Genomic DNA, 24339 nt, shown 5'->3' with positions numbered 1-24339 from the left:
CGGACTACCGGTCGAGCACTTTATGCAGAAACCGCTCGACCTCGGCGCGATAGCGCTGCGGCTGGTCGTCGTGCACCAGGTGACCGGAGTTCGGGATGCGCACATAGTCGGCATCGGGATGGGCGACGGCCATCTGCCACATCTGCCCCTCAGGGGTGATGGTGAATTCGCCCTCGATCAGCAGCACCGGCGCCTCGACCGCACGCCACTGCGTCCAGAAGTCGCGGGTGCCCCACTCCTCGGAGATATCGCGGAACGTGACGACCGAACCGTGCAGCCGGTAACCGTCGAGACCGTGCTCGAAGGAGTTCAGGAAGTAGCGTCCGGCCACCGGTCCGAAGAAGTCCAGCACCGCGTGCTCATCCGGAAAGGATTGTGGCCAGGCTTCGATCATGGCCGCCCAGTGCTCGGCGGTGCGGCCGGTGAAATCCGGGGCGATGTCCTCGACCACCAGCGCGCGCACCCGCTCCGGGAACTGCGCGGCGAAGACCCAGCCGTGCAGGCCACCCATGGAATGCCCGATCACCACCATCGGTTCGGTGATCTCCGTGATCGCCGCGGCCAGATCGTCGATGAATGCCTCGGTAGTCAGTTTCTCTGGCGCCGGGCGACCGTGCCCGGCGGCATCGAAGGTGTAGACGTGCCCGTACCCCCGCAGCCACTCCAGCTGATCACGCCAGGTGCGGGCGCTACCCATCAATCCGTGCAGCAGCAGGATCGGCACCCCTGCCCCGCCTTCGTCATGCAACATCGGATTCGACAATACGTAGGCGTGCGAACACCAAGCTCTCAACCACGCACTCCGCGGCAGCCACTAGCGTGGTTCTTATGGCAGTCGTGAAGATCAACGCAATCGAGGTTCCCGAGGGCGCGGGCCCCGAGCTGGAGAAGCGGTTCGCCCACCGCGCGCACGCGGTCGAGGGCTCGCCAGGGTTCCTCGGCTTCCAGTTGCTCCGCCCGGTCGCCGGGGACAACCGGTACTTCGTTGTCACCCAGTGGGATTCGGAGGAGTCCTTCGCGCAGTGGCGGGACGGACCCGCGCGCGAGGCGCATTCGGGCGAGCGGGCCAAGCCGGTCGCGACCGGGGCCTCGCTGCTGGAATTCGAGGTCGTGCTAGACGTCGCCGCGAAGCCCGCCTCCTGACGATTCCGCGATGGACTACCTGACCCGGGCCGATCGCCTGCTCTGTGCGGCGTACGGCGGCTGTGCGGTGGTCGCGCTCGTGCTCACCTGGTCGAACAACCTCGCGTTCTTCGCCGACGGGAGCATGAGCATCGTCGACTTCGTCAAGGGCGGCTACGTGAACGGTGCTGCGGCCTCGCTCACCAATGATTTGCTGCTGCTCGGCCTCGCGGTGTTCATCCTGATGTTCGTCGAGGCGCGCAGGCTCGGAATCCGGTTCGTCTGGGTCTACGTGATCCTGAGCTTTCTCGTCGCGATGAGCGTCGCGTTCCCGTTGTTCCTGATCGCCCGGCAGATTCGGATCGCCCAGACGCGGCGCGCCCGAACCGACGGGTAAAGGCTCGGCCGTATTGACGGCGGGTGCCAACGGGTGTCACAGTGCGAAGGATAAAACGCGATGGTGACGCGGTAATTCCGGTGTGATTCCGGAGCGGTCGCGCCACTGTGTTCCACGCACCAGGGGTGAGTTCTTCTAGACCCCGAGGGGCTCGTTCGAGTCCCGGTGCCGGAAAGCCAGACACCGGCACCGTCGCACCGACACTCGACGGGACGCGCATCCCTAGGAGGATTCGAATGGCCATCGCGCAGTCACCGAGCCGGGCAACCGATTCACTGGCAACCGTCCTCATCGCAGTAGGCGTCGTTCTTCTCGCATTGCTCACGCTGTACCTGGTCGGCTTCGACCAGGGCGTCATCTCCCGTGGCGGGATGTACCTGCATGAGCTGATGCACGATGGACGCCACCTGCTGGGTGTTCCGTGCCACTGATCGGATCACTGAAGACCCTGCTGCTACGCGGCCTGCTGGCCGGCCTCATCGCCGGTCTGCTGGCCGGTACAGTGGGTTTCTTCGTCGGCGAGCCGAAAGTGGAAGCCGCCATTGCCATCGAAGAGGCCCATTCCGCGCAGGGACATTCGCACGGCGACGCGGAAGAACCGTTGGTGAGCCGGTCCGGGCAGAAAGCGGGCCAGTTCCTCGCGCTCGGTCTCGCCGGTCTCGCGTTCGGCGCCATCTTCGCTTCGGTCGCGCACTTCGCGCGCCGGTACATCAACCTGACCGGACCGAAACTGGCGCTCGCGCTGGCGATCGGCGGCTGGGCCGCGATCGTGGCGGTGCCGTTCTTCAAGTACCCGGCAAATCCGCCCGCGGTAGGTGATCCGGACACCATCAACCAGCGCACCCTGCTGTGGGTCGCGGCGGTGCTGCTCGGCCTCGCGGCCGTCGGCATCGGCGCGTTCGTCTACAAAATGCTTGCCGCACAGCTCGATACCTTCCGATTGATCGCGGGTGTCGCGGCGTTCGTGCTGGTCACAGCGGTCGGTTACATCCTGCTGCCCGGCGTGAACGAGGTGAAGGCGGACTTCCCCGCCACCCTGCTGTGGCAGTTCCGGGCCGCGTCGCTGGCCGAATCGGCCACGCTGTGGGCCTGCTTGGGGCTCGGATTCGCGGCCCTCACCGAATTCGCGATGCGCACTAGCACTCCGGTACGAGACCGGGTCGCTACTGCGGGCTGATCCGGAGTTCGGCACCTCGAAGGCAGTGTCGTTCCTATGACCGGCACTGCCTTTTTCGTGTGGCCAGCACCGCTGCGCACCGACCATCCCCAACGGCCACCCCGCTCCGTATCGGTGGCATTCACCGGCCTCGTTGTCGCGCTGCTGTGCGGTGTCGGCGAGGCGCTCACCTATGTCACGGTGCGGCTCGACAGTCCGAACGCCGACGTCGGTTCCCTCGCGACCGGCCTGGCCGTCCGTGGCGCGATCTATCTGGTGGTCCTCGCGGTCGCCATCCGGATGGCTCACGGCGCCCGCTGGGCCCGCGTCGTCCTCACCTTCGGCATCGGCGTGGTTGGCTTGGCCTCACTGATCATCGAACCGTTGGCGGCCCTGTTGTCCGCCAAGGCAATCGGAGACCTCTTCCACAATCTCACGCCGACCGCTGTCATCACCGGGGCCTTCCGGATCGGACATGTCCTCGCCGTCCTGATCGCGATCCCCGCGATGTACTTCCCCGGCACCCGACGCTACTTTCGCGCGGCGGCATAGGGAGGCACGCAAGATCGCAAAACCACGTGGTTCCTCGCACACAGTCCGCGGACAGGTGTGCGAGGAACCTGGGTATTGCTAGGCGAGCGCTGCGTCGAGGCTGATGTGGTCGACCCCAGTCAGCGCCTTGCTGACCGGGCAGCCCGCCTTCGCGGCGGCGGCGGCCGCGGCGAAACCGTCGGCGTCCAGGCCGGAGACCTTGCCACGGACGGTCAGCTTGATGCCGCTGATCCGGAACCCGCCGTCCGGGTCCGGGCCGAGAGTCACATCGGCGGTGACATCCAGGCTCTCCGGGGTGCCGCCCGCGTTGGCGATCTGTGCCGAGAGAGCCATCGCGAAGCACGAGGAGTGCGCCGCCGCGATCAGCTCCTCCGGGCTGGTCGTGCCATCGGCATCCTCGGCGGCACGCTTGGGGAACGACACGTCGTACTTGCCGACTTCGGAGCTGGCCAGCTCGACCTGCCCGGAACCCTCCTGCAGGGTCCCGGTCCAAGCGGTGCGCGCGGTACGTGTGGGCATCACAGTCCTTTCAAATGATGTTCGAACTAGATCAGCTCGAACCTACCGCTCACTCGCCTCTCGGCGCATTCAGGCCATACAAGTCGGGTGCCGCGGCACTTGCGCTCAGGTCCTGCGTCGAGTGACTTGCTGCGTTTTGGGGTTCCCGGTGAGTTACCCATGTGCTCACGAAATCAGTTGTTGCGTGGGCTGCGCCTGACGCGGATGGGGCTTCGACCGAGCGCACGGACGCGGCCCGCAACCGCGCCAAGGTGCTCGCCGCGGCAGTCGAACTGTTCGCCACCCGCGACCCGTTACGACGGCACTGAGCAAACTGGCTCACTTCGCCATCCGTTCGACCGAGCATTGAGCGCTTTTTCGGAAACCCGGCAACATGCCCCGAACACCGAAACCGCTGACGAACTATTGTCGGCCAATTCAGGCCATATCCCGCCGGCGCACCAGCCACAGCGTGCCGCCGACGAAAATCGCCACATACACCACCAGCACGATCAACGATTCGGTCCGAGACAAGACATCGAGCACCCCTGGCGTCGCCGGACCCTGCACCGTCCGCATCGCCCCGGCCATCGAGCCGGCGGCCGTGCCAGGCAGGTGATCGGTGATCACCTTGATCGGCTCGAAAATGCCTGCCACGCCACGCAACAGATTCTCCACAACCAGCACCCAGACCAGACCGAGTCCGACGGCAAGCGCAGGTCCGCGGGCAATCGCGCCGATCAATACGCCCGCAAGCGTCCACATGCCGAGAATCGCTATCCCGGTGACGATTCCCCGCATCGCCTGACCGAAGCCGGGCAATGCCAGCGACTGCGATTGCGACGCCGCGATAATCGAGGCCACTCCGGTGTCCACCAGGAACGCGACGGACACGAGCGCGACCACCACAAATGCCAGACTCACCACCGCGCCACCGACCGCGGTAACCCGCGACGGACCCTGCGTGAGCACGGTTTTCCAAGTGCCCCAGCCATATCCGCTGCCGATGTTCAGCGCGCCGAGAATGAGCATCAGCGCCCCACCGAACATTGCCATGCCCTGGGTGAAGATTTCCGGTACAGCGCCAGGCAACATCTGGTGCAGCAGCGCATCTTTGGGCAATCCGTTCGACATCCGCGTGGATTCACCCGAGCTGTAGGCGAGGTAGTTGAACAGGTAGGAGAACGTGAGATTCAACAGAATCCAGGTGCCGAGAATGATCCAGAATGCCGGCCACTTACGCAGTCGCAGCATTTCCGCTTTGGTGCTTGCCACCAGGTCTTTCATTGCCTGACCGTTCATTTCGCCGCCTCCAGCTGCGTCATTTCGAAGAACACTTCCTCCAGGGACTTTTCGTCGACCCGCAGTTCCAGCAGATCCGCGCCCGCCTCGACCACCGCGCGGGCGACAGCGGGGGCGGCACCGACGCCGGACTCGATCCTGATGCCGCCCGCCGTCAGCATCGCGGCGTGCTCGCCGACCACCCGGCAGACCGCGGGGAAGGCCGCATCCAGCGGCTCGGCCCGCAGCAATAGCGAAGAGGCGCCGCGTAATTCGGCGACGGTGGACTGCACGAGCAGCTTGCCGCCGGAGATCACGCCGACCCGATCGCAGACCTCCTGTACCTCGCTGAGCATGTGGCTCGACAGCAGCACCGTGTGCCCATCACCGGCGAGAGCGGTGATCAGCTCCCGCATTTCGGCCATGCCCTGTGGGTCGAGCCCATTGGTCGGCTCGTCCAGGATCAGCAGATCGGGACGGCCGAGCAGCGCCGCACCGACGCCGAGCCGCTGCTTCATGCCGAGGGAGTAGGTGCGGAATTTGTCATCGGCCCGGCTGGAGAGACCGACCCGGTCCAGCGCGTCCTCGACGTCGGTCCGGTCGAGACCGCGGTATTTCGCGAGTACCCGCAGGTTGTCGCGGCCGGAGAGATAGGGGTAGAAGCCGGGGCCCTCGATGAGGACGCCGATCCGACGGACCGCCTCGGGATCGCCGGGTGCGTGCCCGAGCACGGTGGCGGTGCCGCCGCTGGGACGGATCAGCCCGACCAGCATTCGCAGCGTGGTCGTCTTGCCCGCCCCGTTCGGGCCGAGAAATCCGTAGATCTCGCCGGGCACGACGTTCATGTTCACGCCGTCGACGGCGGTGTGGGCGCCGTAGCGTTTGGTCAGCCCTGCGGTGACCACGATGGAATCTGTCATGCCTCGAGAATCTGCCTCCGACCAGGTCCGACACATCCGTCGCGCGGCGTCGTTCGACGTACGTAGCGCGGCATACGCGGACCCCGCCCGCGCCGCTGACCTGCGGTAACTGGCGGCTCCGACACGAAAACGCGGGCACACGCACGCCAGATCCGCCGGCAGACAGCTGGACGACGCAGGGGAACTTGCTGGTAGATCCCCCTTTCGTGGTGTCGTGCGACAGCCGCACACGCCGTAATCAGCAAATACGTAGCGCGGCGGACGTCTCGCGGCGTCCGGCCGAATAGGCTGCAAGGGTGAGCGCGCCAGGGGAATCGAAACATGGCTCCGTCGTTCGAGACTGGGGCCTTGCGTTCGTCGTCGCGGTGATCCAGCTCGTCGGAGGGCGCAATGCCAACGTGCGCCAGACCGGCGTGCATTCGCTGGACGTGCTCGGCTACGCGCTGCTGCTGGTCGGCCCCGCGGCGCTGATCCTGCGGCGGTCGCAGCCGCTACCGGTGCTGCTGGTGGCTATCGCCTCCTGCGTGATATACCTGCTGCGCGGCTACGGTTACGGCCCGATCTTCATTTCGCTGGTGATCGCCTTCATCACCGCGGCGGTCGCCGGATCACGCTGGTGGACTTACCCTCTCGTGCCGATCGGCTATATCGCGCTGGTCTGGCCGCTGCCCGCATTGATCGGGCATCCCGCCAATCCGTGGTTGGCGTTCGGGATGATCGCCTGGCTCGGTGTGCTGATCGCGGTGGCCGAGGGCATTCGGCAGCGGAAAGCAGTGCAGGTGGCGCGCAGACAGCGGGCCGAGGCCGCGCGTCGCGACGAGGAGGCGCAGCGGGAACGCCGTGCCAGCGAGCAGCGTCTCGCCATCGCGCGGGAGCTGCACGATGTGCTGGCGCACAGCCTTTCGCTGATCAATGTGCAGTCGTCGGTGGCATTGGAACTGTTCGACAAGAAGCCGGAACAGGCCGGGTCGGCGCTGGCGGCGATCAAAGCCGCGAGCAAGGACGCGCTGGCCGAGGTGCACACCCTCTTGAACGCGATCCGCACCGGCACCGCGACCGGCGCTGTCGACGACGTCCCCGCGCAGACAGCGCCCACGACCAACGGCAGCGGGCGTGGTTCCGCCGTCGGCCGCGGTCCCGGGCGTGATTCGAAGCGGGCCCAACGCAATTCGAGTGGCGCAGACCGCGTCTCGAACGAAGAGCAAGCACCCCCCGTCCGTCCTGCCCCGGCGCCACGGTCGCCCGCGCCTAGCATCGAAGACCTGGACACGCTGCTGCAACGCGCTCGGGCGGCGGGATTGACCGTGGACACCCGGGTCATCGGTGACGCGCACCGGCTGCCGAGCGTCATCGATGTGGCGGCAGCCCGGATCATCCAGGAATCGCTCACCAATGTGGTGCGGCACGCGCCGGGCGCTGCGGCCACGGTCACCGTTCGCTACACCGCGGACTCGGTCGACATCACCGTCGACAACACCCGACCCACCGGGACACAATCGAGGTCAGGAGGACCGAGCGGGGGCAACGGCATCATCGGCATGCGGGAACGCACGCACGCACTCGGCGGCGCACTCACTGCGGGTCCGCGGCCGAGCGGCGGGTTCCGGGTCGCGGCCAGGTTGCCGTCGCGGGTGCCCGCCGACACCGGCAGCCTGGGCGATTCCGCCGGGCAGGAGGGGCGATGAGCATTCGGGTTTTGGTCGCCGACGATCAGGCGCTGGTGCGCGGCGGTTTCGTCGCGCTACTCGAGGCCCAGGACGGGATCGAGGTGGTCGGCGAGGCGGACAACGGCGAACAGGCCGTCCGGATGACCCGCAGCCTCACCCCCGACGTGGTGTTGATGGACATCAGGATGCCGATTCTCGACGGACTCGCCGCCACCCGAATGATCGCCGAGGACCCGAAGCTCGCCGAGGTGCGGGTGGTCGTACTGACCACCTTCGAACTCGATGAATACGTCTTCGAGGCAATGCGGGCGGGCGCGACGGGCTTTCTGGTGAAGCACACCGAACCGGCCGACCTGGTCCGCGCCATCCGCGTCGTCGCGGCGGGCGACGCGCTGCTGTCCCCCGGCGTCACCCGCCGCCTCATCGCCGAATTCTCAGCGCACGCCAAACAGCCACCGCCCGCGGCCTTTTCGGAACTCACCGACCGCGAGCGCGAGGTGATGACCCTGGTCGCCGAGGGCCTCACCAACGCCGAAATCGGCGAACGCCTCTTCATGAGTCCCGCCACTGCCCGCACCCACGTCAGCCGGATCCTTATGAAGCTCGCCGCCCGCGACCGCACCCAATTGGTGGTCATGGCGTACGAAACCGGCCTGGTCCGCCCCGGCTGGCAATAGGGGCGACAGACCACAGCTACGCCTCCGCTGGGTGGTCAGCGATTACACCGAGGCAGTCGACCGCTCCCCGCTGGAGTACTCATGGTCGTCGGTGAATACCACGACGATGACGGTGCCGGACCATTCGCGCTCGTTGCTCCCGGCCTTTCGATCAGCTCCGGCAACACGTCCGCGACCGAGCTGAGGGACTGGCGCACCGCGACTGCAAATGTTGAGCAGTCATCGGTGACCCGCCATTGCGCGGAATTCCGTACGCGTCCAGGCGTAGGTCAGGTAACGACGCGCGGCAGATGTCCGGGTGGGGCGTGCGGCGCAGGCTTTCGGTATGAGCATCTTGCCCTAGGCCATCCAGGCACGAAAAGGCCCTCCCCTACTGATTTCCAGCGGGGAAGGGCCTTTCGAATGCGATCAGGGCTTACTCGCCCGAGGCTGCCGTCTCGGTCGCGCCCTCGCCTGCGGCGGTCAGCACGACCTCCGGCTTCTCCCCGGTGTCAGTCGACTTGGTCAGCTTCGTCTTACCGGTGAATGTGAACTTGGCATCCTCGCCCGAGCCTTCGCCGTCCCAGCCCTCGACGTCGACCACGATGGTCTGACCGGGACCGATCTCGCCGAAGAGGATCTTCTCCGAGAGCTGGTCCTCGATCTCGCGCTGGATGGTCCGGCGCAGCGGCCGGGCGCCGAGCACGGGGTCGAAGCCGCGCTTGGCCAGCAGCGCCTTGCCCTGCGGAGCCAGCTCGATCGCCATGTCCTTGTTCTTCAGCTGCTTGGCGACGCGGCCGATCATCAGGTCCACCATCTGCACGATCTGGTCGGTCGTGAGCTGGTGGAAGACGATCACGTCGTCGATGCGGTTGAGGAATTCGGGGCGGAAGTGCTTCTTCAGCTCGTCGTTGACCTTGAGCTTCATCCGCTCGTAGTTCGAGCCCTCGGCATTGCTCTGGGTGAAGCCCAGACCAACGGCCTTGGAGATGTCTGCGGTACCCAAGTTCGAGGTGAAGATCAGCACGGTGTTCTTGAAGTCGACCGTACGACCCTGGCCGTCGGTGAGACGACCATCCTCGAGGACCTGCAACAGGGTGTTGTAGATCTCCTGGTGCGCCTTTTCGATCTCGTCGAACAAAACCACGGAGAACGGCTTGCGGCGCACCTTTTCGGTGAGCTGGCCGCCCTCTTCGTAGCCGACGTACCCGGGAGGGGCACCGAACAGCCGAGATGCGGTGAAGCGGTCGTGGAACTCGCCCATGTCGATCTGGATGAGCGCGTCATCGTCGCCGAACAGGAAGTTCGCCAGCGCCTTGGACAGCTCGGTCTTACCGACACCGGACGGACCGGCGAAGATGAACGAGCCGGACGGACGCTTCGGATCCTTCAGGCCCGCCCGAGTGCGGCGGATCGCCTTGGAGACGGCCTTGACGGCATCCTCTTGGCCGATGATCCGCTTGTGGATCTCGTCCTCCATGCGGAGCAGACGGGTGGTCTCCTCCTCGGTGAGCTTGAAGACGGGGATGCCGGTCCAGTTGGCGAGCACCTCCGCGATCTGCTCGTCGTCGACCTCGGCAACCACGTCGAGATCACCGGAGCGCCACTGCTTTTCGCGCTCGGCGCGCTTGGCAACCAGCTGCTTTTCCTTGTCGCGCAGTCGCGCCGCCTTCTCGAAGTCCTGCGCGTCGATCGCGCTTTCCTTCTCCCGGCGCGCATCGGCGATCTTGTCGTCGAATTCGCGCAGGTCCGGCGGAGCGGTCATGCGACGGATGCGCATCCTGGCGCCCGCCTCGTCGATCAGGTCGATCGCCTTGTCCGGCAGGAAGCGGTCGTTGATGTAGCGGTCGGCCAGGGTCGCCGCGGCCACCAGCGCACCGTCGGTGATGGACACCCGGTGATGCGCCTCGTAGCGGTCGCGCAGACCCTTGAGGATGTTGATGGTGTGCTCGACCGTCGGCTCGCCCACCTGGACCGGCTGGAACCGGCGCTCCAAGGCGGCGTCCTTCTCGATGTACTTGCGGTACTCGTCGAGGGTGGTCGCACCGATGGTCTGCAGCTCGCCGCGGGCCAGCTTCGGCTTCAGGATCGAGGCCGCATCGATGGCGCCCTCGGCGGCACCCGCACCGACGAGCGTATGCAGCTCGTCGATGAACAGGATGATGTCGCCGCGGGTGTTGATCTCCTTGAGCACCTTCTTCAGGCGCTCCTCGAAATCACCGCGGTAGCGGCTGCCCGCGACCAGGGAGCCCAAGTCGAGGGTGTAGAGCTGCTTGTCCTTGAGCGTCTCCGGGACCTCGCCGTTGACGATGGCCTGTGCCAGGCCCTCGACCACGGCGGTCTTACCGACACCGGGCTCACCGATCAGCACTGGGTTGTTCTTGGTGCGGCGGCTCAGCACCTGCATCACGCGCTCGATTTCCTTCGAGCGGCCGATGACGGGGTCGAGCTTGCCCTCGAGCGCGGCCTGGGTCAGGTTGCGACCGAACTGGTCCAGCACCAGCGAGGTGGACGGAGTGCCCGCCTCACCGCGGGAACCGGACTCGACCGGCTCCTTGCCCTGGTATCCGGACAGCAGCTGGATGACCTGCTGACGCACGCGGTTGAGATCGGCACCCAGCTTGACCAGCACCTGGGCTGCCACGCCCTCACCCTCGCGGATGAGACCGAGCAGGATGTGCTCGGTGCCGATGTAGTTGTGGCCGAGTTGCAGCGCTTCGCGCAGACTCAGCTCCAGCACCTTCTTGGCACGCGGGGTGAACGGGATGTGACCGGAGGGAGCCTGCTGGCCCTGACCGATGATCTCCTCCACCTGGCTGCGCACACCCTCCAGCGAAATGCCAAGGGATTCCAGCGACTTCGCTGCGACACCCTCGCCCTCGTGGATCAACCCAAGCAGGATGTGCTCGGTGCCGATGTAGTTGTGGTTGAGCATCCGGGCCTCTTCTTGGGCCAGGACAACGACACGCCTCGCGCGGTCGGTGAACCTCTCGAACATCGCTCCCTCACTCTCCTGCTCCGACATCTTGGCGTCCGACGCTTCAGTTCGACTGTGCGTCAGCCTGCCATGAAGCCCGGGGGTTGCGGCCCCCGCCTCCACTCTAGTTGGCAGGGACAAAGCCGTCTCCGGTCCACCCTATTGCGGACCAGCGGCAGCACGGTCATTCACTCATAACGAAGGCGCCGCGGGATTCGTTTCCGCTGAGGTTTTGCCCTCAGCGAACAGGGCATCCAGCGCGGTCGCCGGGATCCGCCGATGCGGCCCGATGCCGCGGACTACCCGGTGAACGGCGGAACAACTCGCACCGGGCCGCAAGCGGGTGGCCCGGGTCGAGGGCAGTGAGCACGGAACCAGCGGCCCGTGGACTGCCGCGATCGCCACGTGGTCGGAGTAGTCCGGCCCACAGCCATCCTGGACCACGATACTGGTGACATTCGGTCTCTGGACGAATCCCAAGGTATACGGGACGACGATCTCGTCGTAGACGGTCACGATATTGGTATAGGTGATGCCGGGCACATAGACGCCGTCGCCGCTGAGCCAGGTCAGGAAGGGCGAGCCCTGGAGAAGTTGCGACCGCGCGGGTTACCCGGCGAGGGCGGACGCGGCGAGTCAGGCCAGGCGGTAGACCGGGGCGCCGAACTGACCGGATACCTGCGCCACCGAGAACTGGCCCGGTCCCGCCTGCTGAGCGAGGTAGCCACCATGCGCCGCCCCAGCTGCCGCCCCGGCCGCCGAAGCGGTGCCGCGGCCGTGCTGGATACCGGCGACGAACAGCGCGCCGCACAGCACCAGGAAGGCCAGCGTGTGCAGCACCGCGCGGACGATATTCCAACGGACCCAAGATGATTGGAAGTCGGCGCGGACCTGGGCCAGATCACCGATCGATGCCGGGTCGCCGGCCGCGGCGAGCTGGTTGTTCAGCGGGACATTCAGCCCGGAGGTCACTGCGAAGGCGATCACGTTGAGCGCCAGGGCAACTGCGATCCAGATCAGGACGGTGCGGTGGTCCTTGCCCAGATGTAGCGCCGCCGCGAGGATGGTGAACCCGACGGTGCCGAGGAACCCGATCATGAACCAGGGATTGATGATTACCACGTTGATCTTCTGCATCACGTCGATCATGGCGCGGTCATCGGTGCGGTTCAGTGCCGGCATCACCGAGTTCGCGTAAGCGTAGAAGAGACCGGCGATCAGGCCGGTCGCCAGCGTGGCTGCAACCAGAGCGGCGATTCGAAAGGCGGTCATGATTTTCTCCTGCCGAGGATCTGCCGGAGCCTTCATCGCTCCGTTTCATGACTCTTAGTCAACCGCCCACGGCCGTGACCAGCCATGGTTGAGCCGCTCGCCCGACTACGCGATCGTCTACGTCCGGGGCGCGGTGAACCAGCGGAAATACGGCTCAGAGATCCCGATCAGAGATGATGCCGCTCTGCATTGCCAAACCGGCCAGTCGGACTCTTTTTTGATTCTGCGGCAGACTTTCCACGCCGAACTTGGCGAACAGCGCACGCAGATGAGTCTTGATCGCATCGACGCTCAGAAAAAGTTCCTCGGCGATCTGCTGATTGGAAGCCGGGGTCGCAAAGCCCGCCCCGTGCTTGTACGGACGGCACAGCGCGATCAGCACCGAGCGCTGAGTCTCGGTGAGCGAGCGCAACGTTGGGATCGAACCAGTCGAAGTGCGGGTGGCATCGTCGACCACGCCCCCGAAATCGTGGAAGGACACCAGCGAGGTGCCGACCCGAATGCGATCGCCCGCCATCAGCCTGCGCCTGCCGGCCAAACGCTCGCCGTTGACGAACGTGCCATTGCGGGACAGACCATCGTCGACGATGGTCCACTGCGCCCCGAGATACTCGACGGCCGCATGCAGCCGGGACACCTCGGCGTCCCAGGGCAGCGCCAAATCGGCATGCGGGGAGCGACCTATGGTGACGCGCTGCTGGTCCGGGGTGAGCATGAACTCCTGTTGACGGCCCGAATCATCGATGAACCGCAACAAAGATCCGACAAATCCAGTCACTGTGCCGATCCCCATCTCTCCATACCGTCAGTGACATCATCTGCACGGTTCCATGGTGCCGCGTTCGGGTACGCCGAGCAAGATCGAGCCGACCGGGTGCGGCAACAAACAAGACTGCCGCCCGGGCGTCGCACGATTTGCCCGGGCGGCAGCGGAGAAAAAAGGGAACTAGGCCTTCGCGGCCTTGTTGTACGCGTCGGTGATGTCGGCCGAGATACGACCCCGCGCGGACACCTTGTGGCCATTACGGCGCGCCCACTCGCGAATTGCAGCACTTTGTTCACGATCGATGGAGACCCGGCTCTTGGGGCTACCCGGAGCAGCCGCCACAGCCTTGACCCGGCGCCGACCACTCACGCGCCGAGCACTCGAAACCCACTCTTCCAGCCCGTCGCGTAGCTTCGACGCATTTGCCGACGACAGGTCGATCTCGTACGACACACCGTCGATCGCAAACTCGATGGTCTCGTCCGCGATGGACTCACCATCGACATCGTCGATCAAGCTAACGGTGACCTTCTTTGCCATGAGATGAACGTCCTCTCGAAATCGTGCGACCCGCATACTAGGCCGATTACCCGAGGCAAGAATACTCCGAATTTCGAAAATTCCAAGACGGGGATCTCCGCTATGGAATCCGATGGTCAGCGGGTGACTGGACGCACAATTGGGAACAGTATCGTTTCGCGGATTCCCAATCCCGTCAGTGCCATCAACAACCGATCGATTCCCATACCCGTACCTGTTGTCGGCGGCATGCCGTGCTCCATCGCGGCGAGGAAGTCCTCATCCAACATCATCGCCTCATCATCACCCTGCGCGGCCAGCCGCGCCTGATCGACGAACCGCTCGCGCTGGATCACCGGATCGACCAACTCCGAATAGCCCGTTGCCAACTCGAAGCCGCGCACATAGAGGTCCCACTTCTCGGTAACTCCAGGCTTGCTCCGATGCTGCCTGGTCAGCGGCGATGTCTCTACTGGGAAGTCGCGCACGAATGTCGGCGCGTACAGCTTGTCGCCGTACTGATGTTCCCACAGTTCCTCGACCAGTTTGCCGTGGCCATAGCCCTTGTCCTCGGGAATTTCCAGACCGCCTCGATCGGCAAGTTCACGCAATTCCGCAACCGAAGTTTCCGGGGTGACCGAGACGCCGAGTGCATCAGACAGTGACGGGTACATCTCGACCGTAGACCACTCGCCGCGCAGATCATATTCGGTACCGTCCGCGAGGGTCACCACCTGCGTGCCGAACACCTCCTGCGCGACTTCCTGCACCAATTCTCGAGTCATGCGCGCGGAGTCATCGTAGGTACTGTATGCCTGGTACGTTTCCAGCATCGCAAACTCCGGAGAATGGGTGGAGTCCGACCCCTCGTTGCGGAAGTTCCTGTTGATCTCGAAGACCTGCTCGAGGCCACCGACCACGCAGCGCTTCAGGAACAGTTCCGGCGCAATTCGCAGGTAGAGGTCTATATCGAGCGCATTGGAATGCGTCACGAACGGCCTGGCCGCGGCGCCGCCGTGCAGCGTCTGCAGCATCGGCGTCTCGACCTCGAGGAAACCGCGACGCTCCAGCGCATCGCGCATCGCGCGCACGACGGCGACCCTGGTCCGCGCCATTTCCCTGGCCTCCGGACGCACGATCAGATCGACATAACGCTGCCGAACCCGCGACTCCTCGTTCATCTCCTTGTGCGCAACCGGCAGCGGGCGCAGCGACTTCGCCGACATGGACCAGGAATCGGCCATAACGCTCAATTCCCCGGTCCGCGACGAGATGACCTCGCCGTGCACGAATACGAAGTCACCGAGGTCCACATCGGTCTTCCAGGCCGCAAGCGCGTCGGCTCCGACGCCGTTGAGGCTGATCATCGCCTGCAGCTTGGTGCCGTCGCCCTCCTGCAGCGTCGCGAAACATAGCTTGCCGGTATTACGCATGAAAATGACGCGACCCACGACACCGACCTGCAGGCCGGTCTGGGTGTCGGGCTCCAGCTCCGGATAGGCCGCCCGAATTTCGGCGAGGGTATGTGTCCGCGGCACGACCACGGGATACGCCTCGCCGCCCTGGGCGAGCAGTCGCTCGCGCTTCTCCCGCCGAATCCTTATCTGTTCCGGGACGTCATCGGACGGGGGCGTGTTCGGGGTGCTCACATCCAGCAACACTAGCGGGCACCGGAAATCGTTTTGCGCGCCGCCCAGGCACTACCGCGGAGTAACAGTCCGGTATGGGTTCCGGCGCGCGTCGATGTCCGGTTTTGCGCAGGCTTCGGCCGCCCGATATGCCGGGTGATTACCGAAACCGGCTGCGCCCCCGCCTATTTCGAGATGGAATTAGCTGGTCCGCAATTACAGCGAGGCGAGCGCGTCGATGTCGCGGGCGAAGTGCGGGGCCCGGGTGCCGATGGTAAGCAGGCTCGCCGCCTTCATCGCTTGATAGCCACCGATCACATCGGTCGCCCGATGCAGACCGAGTTGCTGCAGTGCGGCGGCGGCGAGACTGGAGGTATAGCCCTCCGAGCAGATGACGATCCATTCCACATCGTGATCGGTGGCCAGCGCCAGGCGGGCGGAACTGGTCGGATCCAATCGCCATTCCAGGACATTCCGCTCGATCACCAGGGCGCCGGGCAGCGAGCCTTCGAGCCCACGCTGCGCCTGCGGCCGGATGTCTACCAGAATCGCCCCTCTGGCGAGCGCCTTCGGCAATTCGAAGGCATACATACGGTTCAGCTGGGCCCGCGCGTTCTCGAGCATCTGGTCGATGGTCAAACGGGTCATTACATATCACCTTCGGGCTGGTCGGTGAGGACGGTTCGGGTGCGCCGCAGGGTGCCGTGGCCGGTGACCTCGTAATAGGACATGGCGGTGAGCGGCGGGGAATAGGCATGCACGCTGAGTGTCGGATCGAGAGGACCGAGGGATTCGGCGGCGGTCTCATTTATCGGCAGGGGGCCGGCGGGAGCACGCATCACGTCATGCACCCAGCCGATCGGGAACGAGGCCTGATCACCTGCGGTGAGCGTGCGCAGCCGCAGTTCCGTTCCGTTCCAGCGATATTCGGAAAGGGCGCCGCTGAGCACGGTCAATGCGCCGAGAGATCCGGCATGATCGTGCAATTCGGTGGATTTGCCCGGGGTCCAGCTGATCAGCCAGACATCGACCTCGTCGTCGGCCAGCAGCCGAGTCGCCCAACGTTCGTCGGATGGCCACACGCCTTCGGCCGGGAGCAAATGGTCAAAGCGGCCGCTGCGCACATCCTCGGCGCCCTCGTCGGTCAGCCGAAGCAGATCGGCGGGACGCAACCGGGTCGCAAGCGCCCACGCGACGGCACGGTCGAGCGGCGGGGTTGCCGAAAAGGCATCCCGGGCAGAGGAGAATGAAAGAGCAGAAGAACGCATGAGCGAATCTCCAGAAGATGTGTCGACGGTCGAGGGACTTGGTCAGCCTCGAACGATCGAGGCCAGATCAGCCTCGACAACACTCCTGGGTGGTCACGCGGTTATGCACGGGAGCGAGTGTAGCAGACCCCCTTATCTTCACAGCGGTGGAAAGCCCGGTGACGGCGGAGCTGTCCATCAAACAGTTCCCTTGCGGCGCTGATTGCGTTCGTAGACCAGGCGCAGGCCGGTCAGTGTCAGATGCGGCTGGTGGTGGTCGATCGTTTCCGACTCGGGGACGATCAGCGGTGCACTCGCTCCGGTCGCGACGATCGCGACATCGTCACCGGCGAAGGCGTCGAATTCGTCGCGGATGCGATCGATCAGACCGTCCACCAGGCCGGCGAAACCGAAAATCGCGCCGGATTGAATGGCCTCCACGGAGTTCTTGCCGACCACCGAGCGCGGGCGCGCCAACTCGACCCGACGCAGCGCGGCCCGCTCGATCAGTGCCTCACTGGAAATCTCCACGCCCGGCGCGAGTACGCCGCCGAGGAATTCGCCCTTCGTCGACACCAGGTCCACGGTGGTCGCGGTGCCGAAATCGACCACGATCGCGGCGGTGCCGTACAGATGATGCGCGGCAAGGGTGTTCACGATGCGGTCGGCGCCGATTTCCTTGGGATTGTCGACGAGCAGCGGAATTCCGGTCCGCACACCAGGTTCCACCACGACGTGCGGCACATTGTCCCAATAGCGGGCGAGCATCGCGCGAATCTCGCGCAGCACCGGCGGCACCGTGGACAGCGCGGTCACCCCGACGATTTCCTCGACCTGCGGGCCGACCAGCCCGCGCACCTGCATGGCGAACTCGTCGGCGGTCAGCAGCGGATTGGAATGCATCCGCCAGTGCCGCACCAGCTTTGCGTGTGTCCCGCTACCCGAGAACAGGCCCAGCTCGATGCTGGTGTTGCGGACATCGATGGCCAGCAACATGGCTGTCAAACGACAGTCAGCGAGCGGGGGGTGACCAGGCCGGAGCCCTCCGGCGCATGGGCCGGGTCCGAGCCGAGGTCGGTCGGGCGATTGTGGTCATCGACGAACACGACCCTGGGGGCGTATTCGCGGATCTCGCACTCGTTCATCATCCCGTAGGCGATCAGGATGACCAGGTCGCCCGGGTGAACGAGATGGGCTGCGGCGCCGTTGATTCCGATCACGCCGGAGCCGCGTTCGCCCGCGATGACGTAGGTCTCGAGGCGGGCGCCGTTGTCGATATCGACGATGCAGACCTGCTCGCCCTCGAGCAGATCCGCAGCGTCGAGCAGATCCTGGTCGACGGTGACCGAACCGACGTAATGCAGGTCGGCGTGGGTCACCGTGGCGCGGTGGATCTTCGACTTCATCATAGTGCGCAACATCGTCGTCGCCTTTCCTAAATGTTGGCCTGAGCAGGCTGGGAATCGCCCGCGGCTCGGCGCGAATCGGGAAGCATGGGGTTGCCGCCGTCGATCGGGGCCCCGAGCGCAACGGAGGTGTTGTCGATCAGGCGGGTGGCGCCGACCTTGGCCGCGACGAGCAATCGAGCGTTTCCATTGGCCGGGGCGGGGCCGAGGGTCGAGGACCGCAGTGCGAGGTAATCGACGTCGATACCCGGGACGGCATCCAGGACCCCGCGGGCGGCGGCGAGCACGGCGTCCGCGCCGAGGCCGCCCGCATGCTTGCCAACGGCCAGCGCCGCCGACAGGGCCAGGGCCGATTCGCGCTGTGCCGCATCGAGATACCGGTTCCTGGAGGACAGCGCGAGGCCGTCCGGCTCGCGAACCGTCTGCAGCGGAACAATTTTCACGTCGAAGTTGAGGTCACGCACCAGCTCGCGAATCAGCGTCAGCTGCTGGTAATCCTTCTCGCCGAAGAATGCCTCGGTCGGGCGCGCGATCTGCAGCAGCTTGGCCACCACGGTCAGCACGCCCGCGAAATGGGTCGGGCGGCTCGCGCCTTCCAGCTCGGCGCCGAGTGGGCCGGGGTGCACGGTGGTCCGCATGCCGTCCGGGTACATATCGGACGCGCTCGGCGCGAATACCAATTCCACGCCCTCGTGGCGGAGCAGCTCGGCATCGGCATCCAGGGTGCGCGGGTATTTGTCGAGATCCTCGCCCGCACCGAACTGCAAGGGGTTCACGAAGATCGACACGATCACCACCTGGTTGGTCCGCTTGGCGCGGCGCACGATCTCCAGATGTCCCTCGTGCAGCGCGCCCATGGTCGGCACCAGACCGACGGTGCGCCCGACCCCGCGCAGGGCCTTCGACACGGCTTGTATCACCGCGGGATCGTGGTGCACGGTCAGCTCGCCGGGCCGGAAGGTGCCACGGAGTTTCGGATCCATCAGCGTCGTCCTTCCAACAGTTCGATCAGGGCGGGACTGGACTTGGCGCGCTCGGCAGTGCGCAACGACAGCGCACGATAGCCCGCGGCCAGCCTGGTATCGACGGATTCCAGCGCGGCCAGGTGCGCGGCAACCGCGTCCGCATCACCGCGCGCCACCGGACCGGTCAGCGCGGATTGGCCGCGGCGCAACGCATTGTCGAGAGCGGCCGAGGCCAGCGGGGCGAGCAGTCGCTCGGCCAGCCCGTTGGGCTGATCGTCGACGACCTGCTGGCCGAGCAGTCCCGGACCCGCCAGCGCAGTGCGAAGCGCATCTAGGGCGTCGATGATCACCGTGACGAGGTGATTGCTGCCGTGGGCCAGCGCGGCGTGATAGAGTTGGCGGTTGTGCTCCTGCACCCGCACCGGCTCGCCACCCATTTCGATAACCAGCGCCTGCGCGATGGCGAAACCGACCTCGTCGGCGGCGGTGATCCCGAAGCAGGCATTACCGATCCTGGCCAGGTCCTCATCGTGTCCGGTGAAGGTCATCGCGGGGTGAATCGCCAGCGGCAGCGCGCCGATATCGGCCAGCGGCGCGAGCACGCCGACACCATTGGCGCCGGAGGTGTGCGCCACGATGGTGCCGGGCCGGACCACACCGGCCGACGTCATACCGCGCACCAGCCCGGCCAATTCGGCGTCCGGCACCGCGAGCAGCAGCAACTCGCTGCGGGCCGCCACCTCTTCGACGGGCAGGATCTCGGAATCGGGCAGCCTGGTACGCGCCCGCTGCACGGAGGCATCGGAAATCGCGGCGACACCGAACACCACATGTCCGGCGCGCTCGAGTGCGGCGCCGAGTGCCGAGCCAACGCGTCCCGCCGAGACGATTCCGACCGTCAGGCGTGCGGGCGCCGGGTCGACGCCTGCAGGCTGGTTGCCGGAACTCACAGGCTGGTTGCCGGAACTCACAGGTTGGTTGCCAGAACTCGAGGTCAACGTTGTCCTCTCGAAGTGCGTTGGGCAGACATCCGTCCGCCGAGCGCTGATCCGTTCCAGTCCCGCCATGCGGGTACCGGACGTTACGTCACGAGGATATCGGCCGCGCGGAGGCCGATGCCATGGGACACCGTGGTGATGTGCACCGCAGTGGCGAATCGGCAGCAGGAATGCGGATCAGCGCCCGCCTCGACCGTTCTCCTCGGATTGTAGGTTCGCCATGATCTCGGCTACCGAAAGGCGGCGTGCGGAATCGCCCGTGTCCGCGTCGGGGTCGACGCGGCGGCGCCTGCGAGAGCTGGGCGTGCCGATGGTCGGCGCCGACGTGGTCGGCCAGGGCTGCGGGGTCGGGCGGCCCTGCGGCTGCACCGGGGCGGGGGGCTCTTGGGCGGCGACGGGCTCTTCGGTGGCGACGGGCTCTTCGGTGGCGGGGGGCTCTTCGGTGGCGGGAAGCACTTCGGTGGCGACGGGCTCTTCGGTGGCGGGAAGCACTTCGGTGAAAGCATCCGCCCAACCGGTCGGCGCCTGCAGCGGCTCGGTATGGCGATCGTAGGCGGTGTCGTCGTCGTTCTCCATCGGCACCACGGCGGTCTCGGCGGTTACCGGATCGTCGAAAGGGCTGGCGAACAGCGGCGGCTGCGGATGATCGGCGACGAACACCGGGGTGACGCTGCTGCGTGGTTGCTGAGCCGCGACCGAGGCCCGGACGCCAGCATCCGCTGAGCTATCTTTCGCCGAATCGGCCACCGCACTGGTCAGCTCATGAATCCGGGTCGCATCGGCCCGAAGTGCGGGCCGTTCCATCGGCAGATCGCCGTCGAAGAGGCGCTGCAGACTCTGCCGGAGCACGGTGAGTTCGGCACGCAGCGCGGCCAGTTCGGAGGCGTCGGCGCCCACTTCTTCACGCACCCGCGCCTCGACGCCGAGCTCGTATTCCCGCCGGGCGGTGATCTCGCGCTCCAACTGGAGTTCGTACACCGTCTGCAGGTCGCGCACCTTGGCCTTGTCGATGGTGGCCTCTTTGCGATACCTCGTCGCCGCCAGCGCACCGACAACGGCCGCCCACAGGGCGGCCACCAAGCCGATTCGAACAAATTGCAGACTGTCGCTGAAAACCAGGAAAAAGCTGGCAACCAGACCGAGCAGAATCAAGACGCCGATGAACAATTTTCCCGCATCTTCCCGTAGCCGACGGGAAGTGCTGCTACGGGAGGGTGAAACCATGGACGCCAGGGTAGCTTGCATGGCGAGCCGCGCCCAGAATCTGGTGTGGTGATTCCGTCAATAATATTTGCTAAGTGGTTGCGGGATCGTCTGATGGGTCGTCGGGCGCCCGACAGCAATACTCGAGCCATAGTGCCGCAGCAACCAGTGCTACGCCCGCCAGCATTCCGACGATGGCGCTCGGACTATCCCCGGCGGCCGCGCGCAAATCGCCCCGCTGCGGAAATACCCAGCACAGGAAACCAAGCCAGACGCCGGCCGCGAGCGAACCGACCTGCACGGACGCCTTGGCCAGCGCGACCGCCTTTGCTGCGGTGATCGGATGCAGCTGATGCGTGCCGTCACCGATTTCGTGTTCGTTGATCCGAGACCGGATCACGAACGCCAGCGCCACCTCGATCGCGGCCACCGGATACAGCGACGCACCCGCGTAAACCGAGATCGGCGGGAAGATGCCGTACGCCATCCGGGTGGCGACCCACGCGATGACCGCGGCGACGACGACGTTCGCCACCAGATCCAGGATTCGAGTCGGCTTCAGCTTCACAGCACTGATCCCTCCGCGTGTGGGCCCGATCTGAGCAAGGAGAACTCGGTCGGCCGCACGCCCGCGCGCTCGGCTTCGTCGAGTCCGTCGAGCAGTACCCGCACCGGTCGCAGTGCGCCATCGACCTCGAGCACCGCGTCCGGCTCGACGTCCAGCCATGGGATCAGGACGAAGGCCCGATTGTGTGCCTGCGGGTGCGGCAGCGTCAGCGTCGGATCGTCGCTGCGGTACGGCGTTGCGCCTGCGGAGTCGGCGCACGAGATCACGTCGACGTCGAGAGTCCTTGCACCCCAACGCACCTCGCGCACGCGATCGGCATCCCGTTCCAACTCCTGGCCCCGGTGCAACCAGTGGAAGCAGCCGAAATCCGGATTATCCACCAGCACAACGGCATTCAGATAGTCATCCTGCTCGACCCCGCCCCACGGCGCGGTCGAATACACCGGCGACACCGCGACAACCTGCGACCCCAGGCCGTCGACCACGCTGCGCAGATGGCCGAGCCGATCGCCCAGGTTCGAGCCGATCGACAGCACGGCGCGGCTCAAAACCGCGCTCCTCTCGCGCAGCACGCCCCGCTACGGTCGCTCACGCCACCTTCTCCCGCTGCCGCGCGGAGACCACGCGAACGTCCGCGAAGGTGTACGGGATCGGCGCGGATGGTTTGTGCACCACCACCTCGACCGACTGGATGCGCGGGTCGGTCATCACGTCGTCGGCGATCTCGGACACCACTGTCTCGATGAGATTGCGCGGCGGGCCCTGGATGATCCGCACCGCGCGCTCGGCGAGCCGGCCGTAATCGATGGTGGCCGCGAGATCGTCGGAGGCCGCGGCGACGGAGAAATCCACCGACACCGTGAGGTCGACGACGAACTCCTGCCCGTCGCGGCGCTCGTGCTCGAAGACGCCGTGATGGCCGAAGGCGCGCAGGCCACGTAGCTCGATTCGGTCGCTCATCGGTCCGCTCCTCGCGAGTTCTGCCTGGTAGCGCGCTGCCAGGCGTCAGTGACAGCAATAGCATCCAGCGAGGCGCGGACATCGTGCACCCGGACACCCCAGGCGCCGTGTTGCGCGGCCAGCGCCGAGATGGTGGCGGTCGCGGTTTCCCGGCCGTCCGGCGGGCGCGGGCCTGCGGCATCGGCGAGCAGGGCGCCGAGGAAACGTTTGCGGGACGCACCGATGAGAATCGGCAGGCCGTTGCCGACAAGCTCGGGTAGCGCGCCGAGCAACTCCCAATTGTGTTCGGCGTTCTTGGCGAAGCCGAGGCCGGGATCCAGGATCAGCCGCGACGAATCGACACCTGCGGCGATGGCCATATCCACCTGTGCGGACAATTCCGCGAGCACCTCGGCGACCACATCGTCATAATGGTCGGCCGGGCCGGTGTGCCGGTAGTCGGCACCGGCCCGCCAGTGCATGAGGATCCACGGGGCATCCGCTGCCGCAACGACTTTCACCATATCGTGGTCGGCGCGACCGCCTGAGACGTCGTTCACCACGGACACCCCGGCCGCGAGCGCGGCCTCGGCCACGCTCGCCCGCATGGTGTCGACACTGGTCGGCACTCCCGCGGCAACAAGACCGCGGATCACCGGCACCACCCGCGCCGCCTCGGCCTCCGGATCGATACGCACCGCACCGGGCCGGGTCGATTCGCCGCCGACATCGATGATGTCGGCACCGGTCTCGAACAGCTCGACGCCGTGCGCGATGGCAAGTTCGGGATCCAGATAGCGGCCACCGTCGGAGAAGGAATCACTGGTGACGTTCACGACGCCCATCACCACGCAGGAGCGGCCGCTCGCGAACCGGAGACCGGACACCGCGAACTCGCTCACTTCCGCAGAATGAGATCGAGGGCCTCGGCACGCGAGGCGGCATTGGTTTGCAACAGGCCGCGCACCGCTGAGGTCGTGGTGCTGGCGCCGGGCTTGCGGATACCGCGCATCGCCATGCACAGGTGCTCGGCCTCGACCACCACGATGGCGCCGCGCGGATCCAGCTTGCGCATGACGGCATCGGCGACCTGACTGGTCAGCCGTTCCTGCACCTGCGGGCGCTTGGAGTACAGATCGACCAGCCTGGCCAGCTTCGACAGCCCGGTCACCCGACCGTGCGTGCCGGGGATGTAGCCGACGTGCGCGACACCGTGGAACGACACCAGGTGATGTTCGCAGGTGGAGTACATCGGGATATCGCGCACCAGCACGAGCTCCTGATGGCCCTCGTCGAACGTGGTGTTCAGCACCGAATCCGGCTCGACATAGAGGCCGGCGAACATCTCGCGGTAGGCGCGCGCGACGCGGGCCGGGGTGTCGATCAGCCCCGGACGATCGGGATTTTCACCGACCGCGATCAGCAGTTCTCGGATCGCGGCCTCGGCACGAGGCTGATCGAACAGGCTTCCGGTCTCCAGCGCGACGAGATCCGGCGTGGCCACCGCCGATCCGGAACCGTTCCGCTCACCACTGCCCGACCGGCCGTTGTCGGACCCGCTGCTGTCGGACCCGCTAGTGTCGGACCCGCTGCTGTCGGACT

The 24339-nt window shown here is 65.9% G+C and carries 29 protein-coding genes; 7 read left to right on the top strand and 22 right to left on the bottom strand.

What is annotated here, in order from left to right; all coding sequences use genetic code 11:
* Positions 1-4: 4 nt before the first annotated feature.
* Positions 5-751, bottom strand: a complete 747-nt coding sequence (locus tag ACV7NQ_RS19100; RefSeq protein WP_463360896.1) for an alpha/beta fold hydrolase — start codon at positions 749-751, stop codon at positions 5-7.
* 77 nt (positions 752-828) lie between these two features.
* On the opposite strand from ACV7NQ_RS19100, the gene mhuD reads away from it, so the two are divergent.
* The 5 genes from mhuD to ACV7NQ_RS19075 all read left to right on the top strand — a co-directional run bounded on the left by mhuD (position 829) and on the right by ACV7NQ_RS19075 (position 3227).
* Positions 829-1143 (top strand): mycobilin-forming heme oxygenase MhuD, encoded by a 315-nt coding sequence (gene mhuD / locus ACV7NQ_RS19095; protein ID WP_463360895.1) that lies wholly within the window; start codon positions 829-831, stop codon positions 1141-1143.
* A 10-nt stretch (positions 1144-1153) separates the two neighbouring features.
* On the top strand, positions 1154-1519 hold the full coding sequence (locus tag ACV7NQ_RS19090) for a DUF2834 domain-containing protein (protein WP_463360894.1): 366 nt from the start codon (positions 1154-1156) through the stop codon (positions 1517-1519).
* A 236-nt stretch (positions 1520-1755) separates the two neighbouring features.
* Complete coding sequence (locus ACV7NQ_RS19085; RefSeq protein WP_463360893.1) at positions 1756-1950, top strand: CbtB domain-containing protein; 195 nt, start codon at positions 1756-1758, stop codon at positions 1948-1950.
* Positions 1941-2696 carry a CbtA family protein gene (locus ACV7NQ_RS19080; protein ID WP_463360892.1) on the top strand — a complete coding sequence of 252 codons (756 nt, stop codon included), beginning with the start codon at positions 1941-1943 and terminating at the stop codon, positions 2694-2696. The genes ACV7NQ_RS19085 and ACV7NQ_RS19080 overlap by 10 nt, the downstream gene beginning before the upstream one ends.
* A 36-nt stretch (positions 2697-2732) precedes the next feature.
* A complete protein-coding gene (locus tag ACV7NQ_RS19075) occupies positions 2733-3227 on the top strand; it encodes a hypothetical protein (protein WP_463360891.1) in 495 nt (164 codons plus the stop codon).
* A 78-nt stretch (positions 3228-3305) separates the two neighbouring features.
* Here the strand turns inward: ACV7NQ_RS19075 and ACV7NQ_RS19070 are convergent, their stop codons facing one another.
* From ACV7NQ_RS19070 to ACV7NQ_RS19060, 3 genes are all read right to left on the bottom strand, one after another.
* Entirely contained in the window at positions 3306-3746 is a 441-nt protein-coding gene (locus tag ACV7NQ_RS19070; RefSeq protein ID WP_463360890.1) for an OsmC family peroxiredoxin, read from the bottom strand.
* A 417-nt stretch (positions 3747-4163) separates the two neighbouring features.
* On the bottom strand, positions 4164-5012 hold the full coding sequence (locus ACV7NQ_RS19065; RefSeq protein ID WP_463360889.1) for an ABC-2 transporter permease: 849 nt from the start codon (positions 5010-5012) through the stop codon (positions 4164-4166).
* Positions 5013-5023: 11 nt separating this feature from the next.
* Complete coding sequence (locus ACV7NQ_RS19060) at positions 5024-5926, bottom strand: ABC transporter ATP-binding protein (RefSeq protein ID WP_463360888.1); 903 nt, start codon at positions 5924-5926, stop codon at positions 5024-5026.
* Positions 5927-6222: 296 nt separating this feature from the next.
* On the opposite strand from ACV7NQ_RS19060, the gene ACV7NQ_RS19055 reads away from it, so the two are divergent.
* Together ACV7NQ_RS19055 and ACV7NQ_RS19050 are read left to right on the top strand one after the other, a co-directional pair.
* Positions 6223-7611 (top strand): histidine kinase, encoded by a 1389-nt coding sequence (locus ACV7NQ_RS19055; RefSeq protein WP_463360887.1) that lies wholly within the window; start codon positions 6223-6225, stop codon positions 7609-7611.
* Positions 7608-8270 carry a response regulator transcription factor gene (locus ACV7NQ_RS19050; RefSeq protein ID WP_463360886.1) on the top strand — a complete coding sequence of 221 codons (663 nt, stop codon included), beginning with the start codon at positions 7608-7610 and terminating at the stop codon, positions 8268-8270. Before ACV7NQ_RS19055 ends, ACV7NQ_RS19050 begins: the two co-directional genes overlap by 4 nt.
* A 415-nt stretch (positions 8271-8685) precedes the next feature.
* Here ACV7NQ_RS19050 and ACV7NQ_RS19045 read toward each other — a convergent pair whose 3' ends face one another.
* From ACV7NQ_RS19045 to folE, 18 genes are all read right to left on the bottom strand, one after another.
* Positions 8686-11247 carry an ATP-dependent Clp protease ATP-binding subunit gene (locus ACV7NQ_RS19045; RefSeq protein WP_463360885.1) on the bottom strand — a complete coding sequence of 854 codons (2562 nt, stop codon included), beginning with the start codon at positions 11245-11247 and terminating at the stop codon, positions 8686-8688.
* Between the two features lie 171 nt (positions 11248-11418).
* Positions 11419-11769 (bottom strand): hypothetical protein, encoded by a 351-nt coding sequence (locus ACV7NQ_RS19040; protein WP_463360884.1) that lies wholly within the window; start codon positions 11767-11769, stop codon positions 11419-11421.
* A gap of 93 nt (positions 11770-11862) precedes the next feature.
* Positions 11863-12498 (bottom strand): anthrone oxygenase family protein, encoded by a 636-nt coding sequence (locus ACV7NQ_RS19035; RefSeq protein ID WP_463360883.1) that lies wholly within the window; start codon positions 12496-12498, stop codon positions 11863-11865.
* A gap of 154 nt (positions 12499-12652) precedes the next feature.
* On the bottom strand, positions 12653-13213 hold the full coding sequence (locus tag ACV7NQ_RS19030) for an FHA domain-containing protein (RefSeq protein ID WP_463360882.1): 561 nt from the start codon (positions 13211-13213) through the stop codon (positions 12653-12655).
* A gap of 231 nt (positions 13214-13444) precedes the next feature.
* The gene (locus ACV7NQ_RS19025) at positions 13445-13804 is read right to left on the bottom strand and encodes a histone-like nucleoid-structuring protein Lsr2 (RefSeq protein WP_463360881.1); all 360 of its coding nucleotides are present in this window, start codon (positions 13802-13804) and stop codon (positions 13445-13447) included.
* Between the two features lie 116 nt (positions 13805-13920).
* Entirely contained in the window at positions 13921-15432 is a 1512-nt protein-coding gene (lysS, locus tag ACV7NQ_RS19020) for a lysine--tRNA ligase (protein WP_463360880.1), read from the bottom strand.
* A gap of 195 nt (positions 15433-15627) precedes the next feature.
* Positions 15628-16050, bottom strand: coding sequence for a rhodanese-like domain-containing protein (locus tag ACV7NQ_RS19015; protein ID WP_463365739.1), 423 nt, complete (start codon positions 16048-16050; stop codon positions 15628-15630).
* A gap of 8 nt (positions 16051-16058) precedes the next feature.
* Positions 16059-16679, bottom strand: coding sequence for a cysteine dioxygenase (locus ACV7NQ_RS19010; RefSeq protein WP_463360879.1), 621 nt, complete (start codon positions 16677-16679; stop codon positions 16059-16061).
* 177 nt (positions 16680-16856) lie between these two features.
* Positions 16857-17654: a type III pantothenate kinase gene (locus tag ACV7NQ_RS19005; RefSeq protein ID WP_463365738.1), complete on the bottom strand. Its 798-nt coding sequence runs from the start codon at positions 17652-17654 to the stop codon at positions 16857-16859.
* Between the two features lie 5 nt (positions 17655-17659).
* The gene (gene panD / locus ACV7NQ_RS19000) at positions 17660-18079 is read right to left on the bottom strand and encodes an aspartate 1-decarboxylase (protein WP_463360878.1); all 420 of its coding nucleotides are present in this window, start codon (positions 18077-18079) and stop codon (positions 17660-17662) included.
* 14 nt (positions 18080-18093) lie between these two features.
* Positions 18094-19047: a pantoate--beta-alanine ligase gene (panC, locus tag ACV7NQ_RS18995; protein ID WP_463360877.1), complete on the bottom strand. Its 954-nt coding sequence runs from the start codon at positions 19045-19047 to the stop codon at positions 18094-18096.
* Positions 19047-20027 carry a Rossmann-like and DUF2520 domain-containing protein gene (locus ACV7NQ_RS18990; protein ID WP_463360876.1) on the bottom strand — a complete coding sequence of 327 codons (981 nt, stop codon included), beginning with the start codon at positions 20025-20027 and terminating at the stop codon, positions 19047-19049. The genes panC and ACV7NQ_RS18990 overlap by 1 nt, the downstream gene beginning before the upstream one ends.
* Positions 20028-20204: 177 nt before the next feature.
* Positions 20205-21194, bottom strand: a complete 990-nt coding sequence (locus ACV7NQ_RS18985; protein ID WP_463360875.1) for a DUF6779 domain-containing protein — start codon at positions 21192-21194, stop codon at positions 20205-20207.
* A gap of 127 nt (positions 21195-21321) precedes the next feature.
* Positions 21322-21792, bottom strand: a complete 471-nt coding sequence (locus ACV7NQ_RS18980; protein ID WP_463365737.1) for a DUF3180 domain-containing protein — start codon at positions 21790-21792, stop codon at positions 21322-21324.
* 2 nt (positions 21793-21794) lie between these two features.
* Complete coding sequence (gene folK / locus ACV7NQ_RS18975) at positions 21795-22346, bottom strand: 2-amino-4-hydroxy-6-hydroxymethyldihydropteridine diphosphokinase (protein ID WP_463360874.1); 552 nt, start codon at positions 22344-22346, stop codon at positions 21795-21797.
* A gap of 40 nt (positions 22347-22386) precedes the next feature.
* Positions 22387-22758, bottom strand: a complete 372-nt coding sequence (gene folB, locus ACV7NQ_RS18970) for a dihydroneopterin aldolase (protein WP_463360873.1) — start codon at positions 22756-22758, stop codon at positions 22387-22389.
* Positions 22755-23582, bottom strand: a complete 828-nt coding sequence (folP, locus tag ACV7NQ_RS18965) for a dihydropteroate synthase (protein ID WP_463365736.1) — start codon at positions 23580-23582, stop codon at positions 22755-22757. The genes folB and folP overlap by 4 nt, the downstream gene beginning before the upstream one ends.
* Positions 23583-23635: 53 nt before the next feature.
* Complete coding sequence (gene folE / locus ACV7NQ_RS18960; protein WP_463365735.1) at positions 23636-24241, bottom strand: GTP cyclohydrolase I FolE; 606 nt, start codon at positions 24239-24241, stop codon at positions 23636-23638.
* Positions 24242-24339 lie beyond the last annotated feature (98 nt).

The sequence above is a fragment of the Nocardia sp. Tas62D01 genome (genome assembly GCF_055232035.1).
Note: the sequence above shows the minus strand (reverse complement) of the source record. Positions and strands in the feature narration are given on the sequence as shown.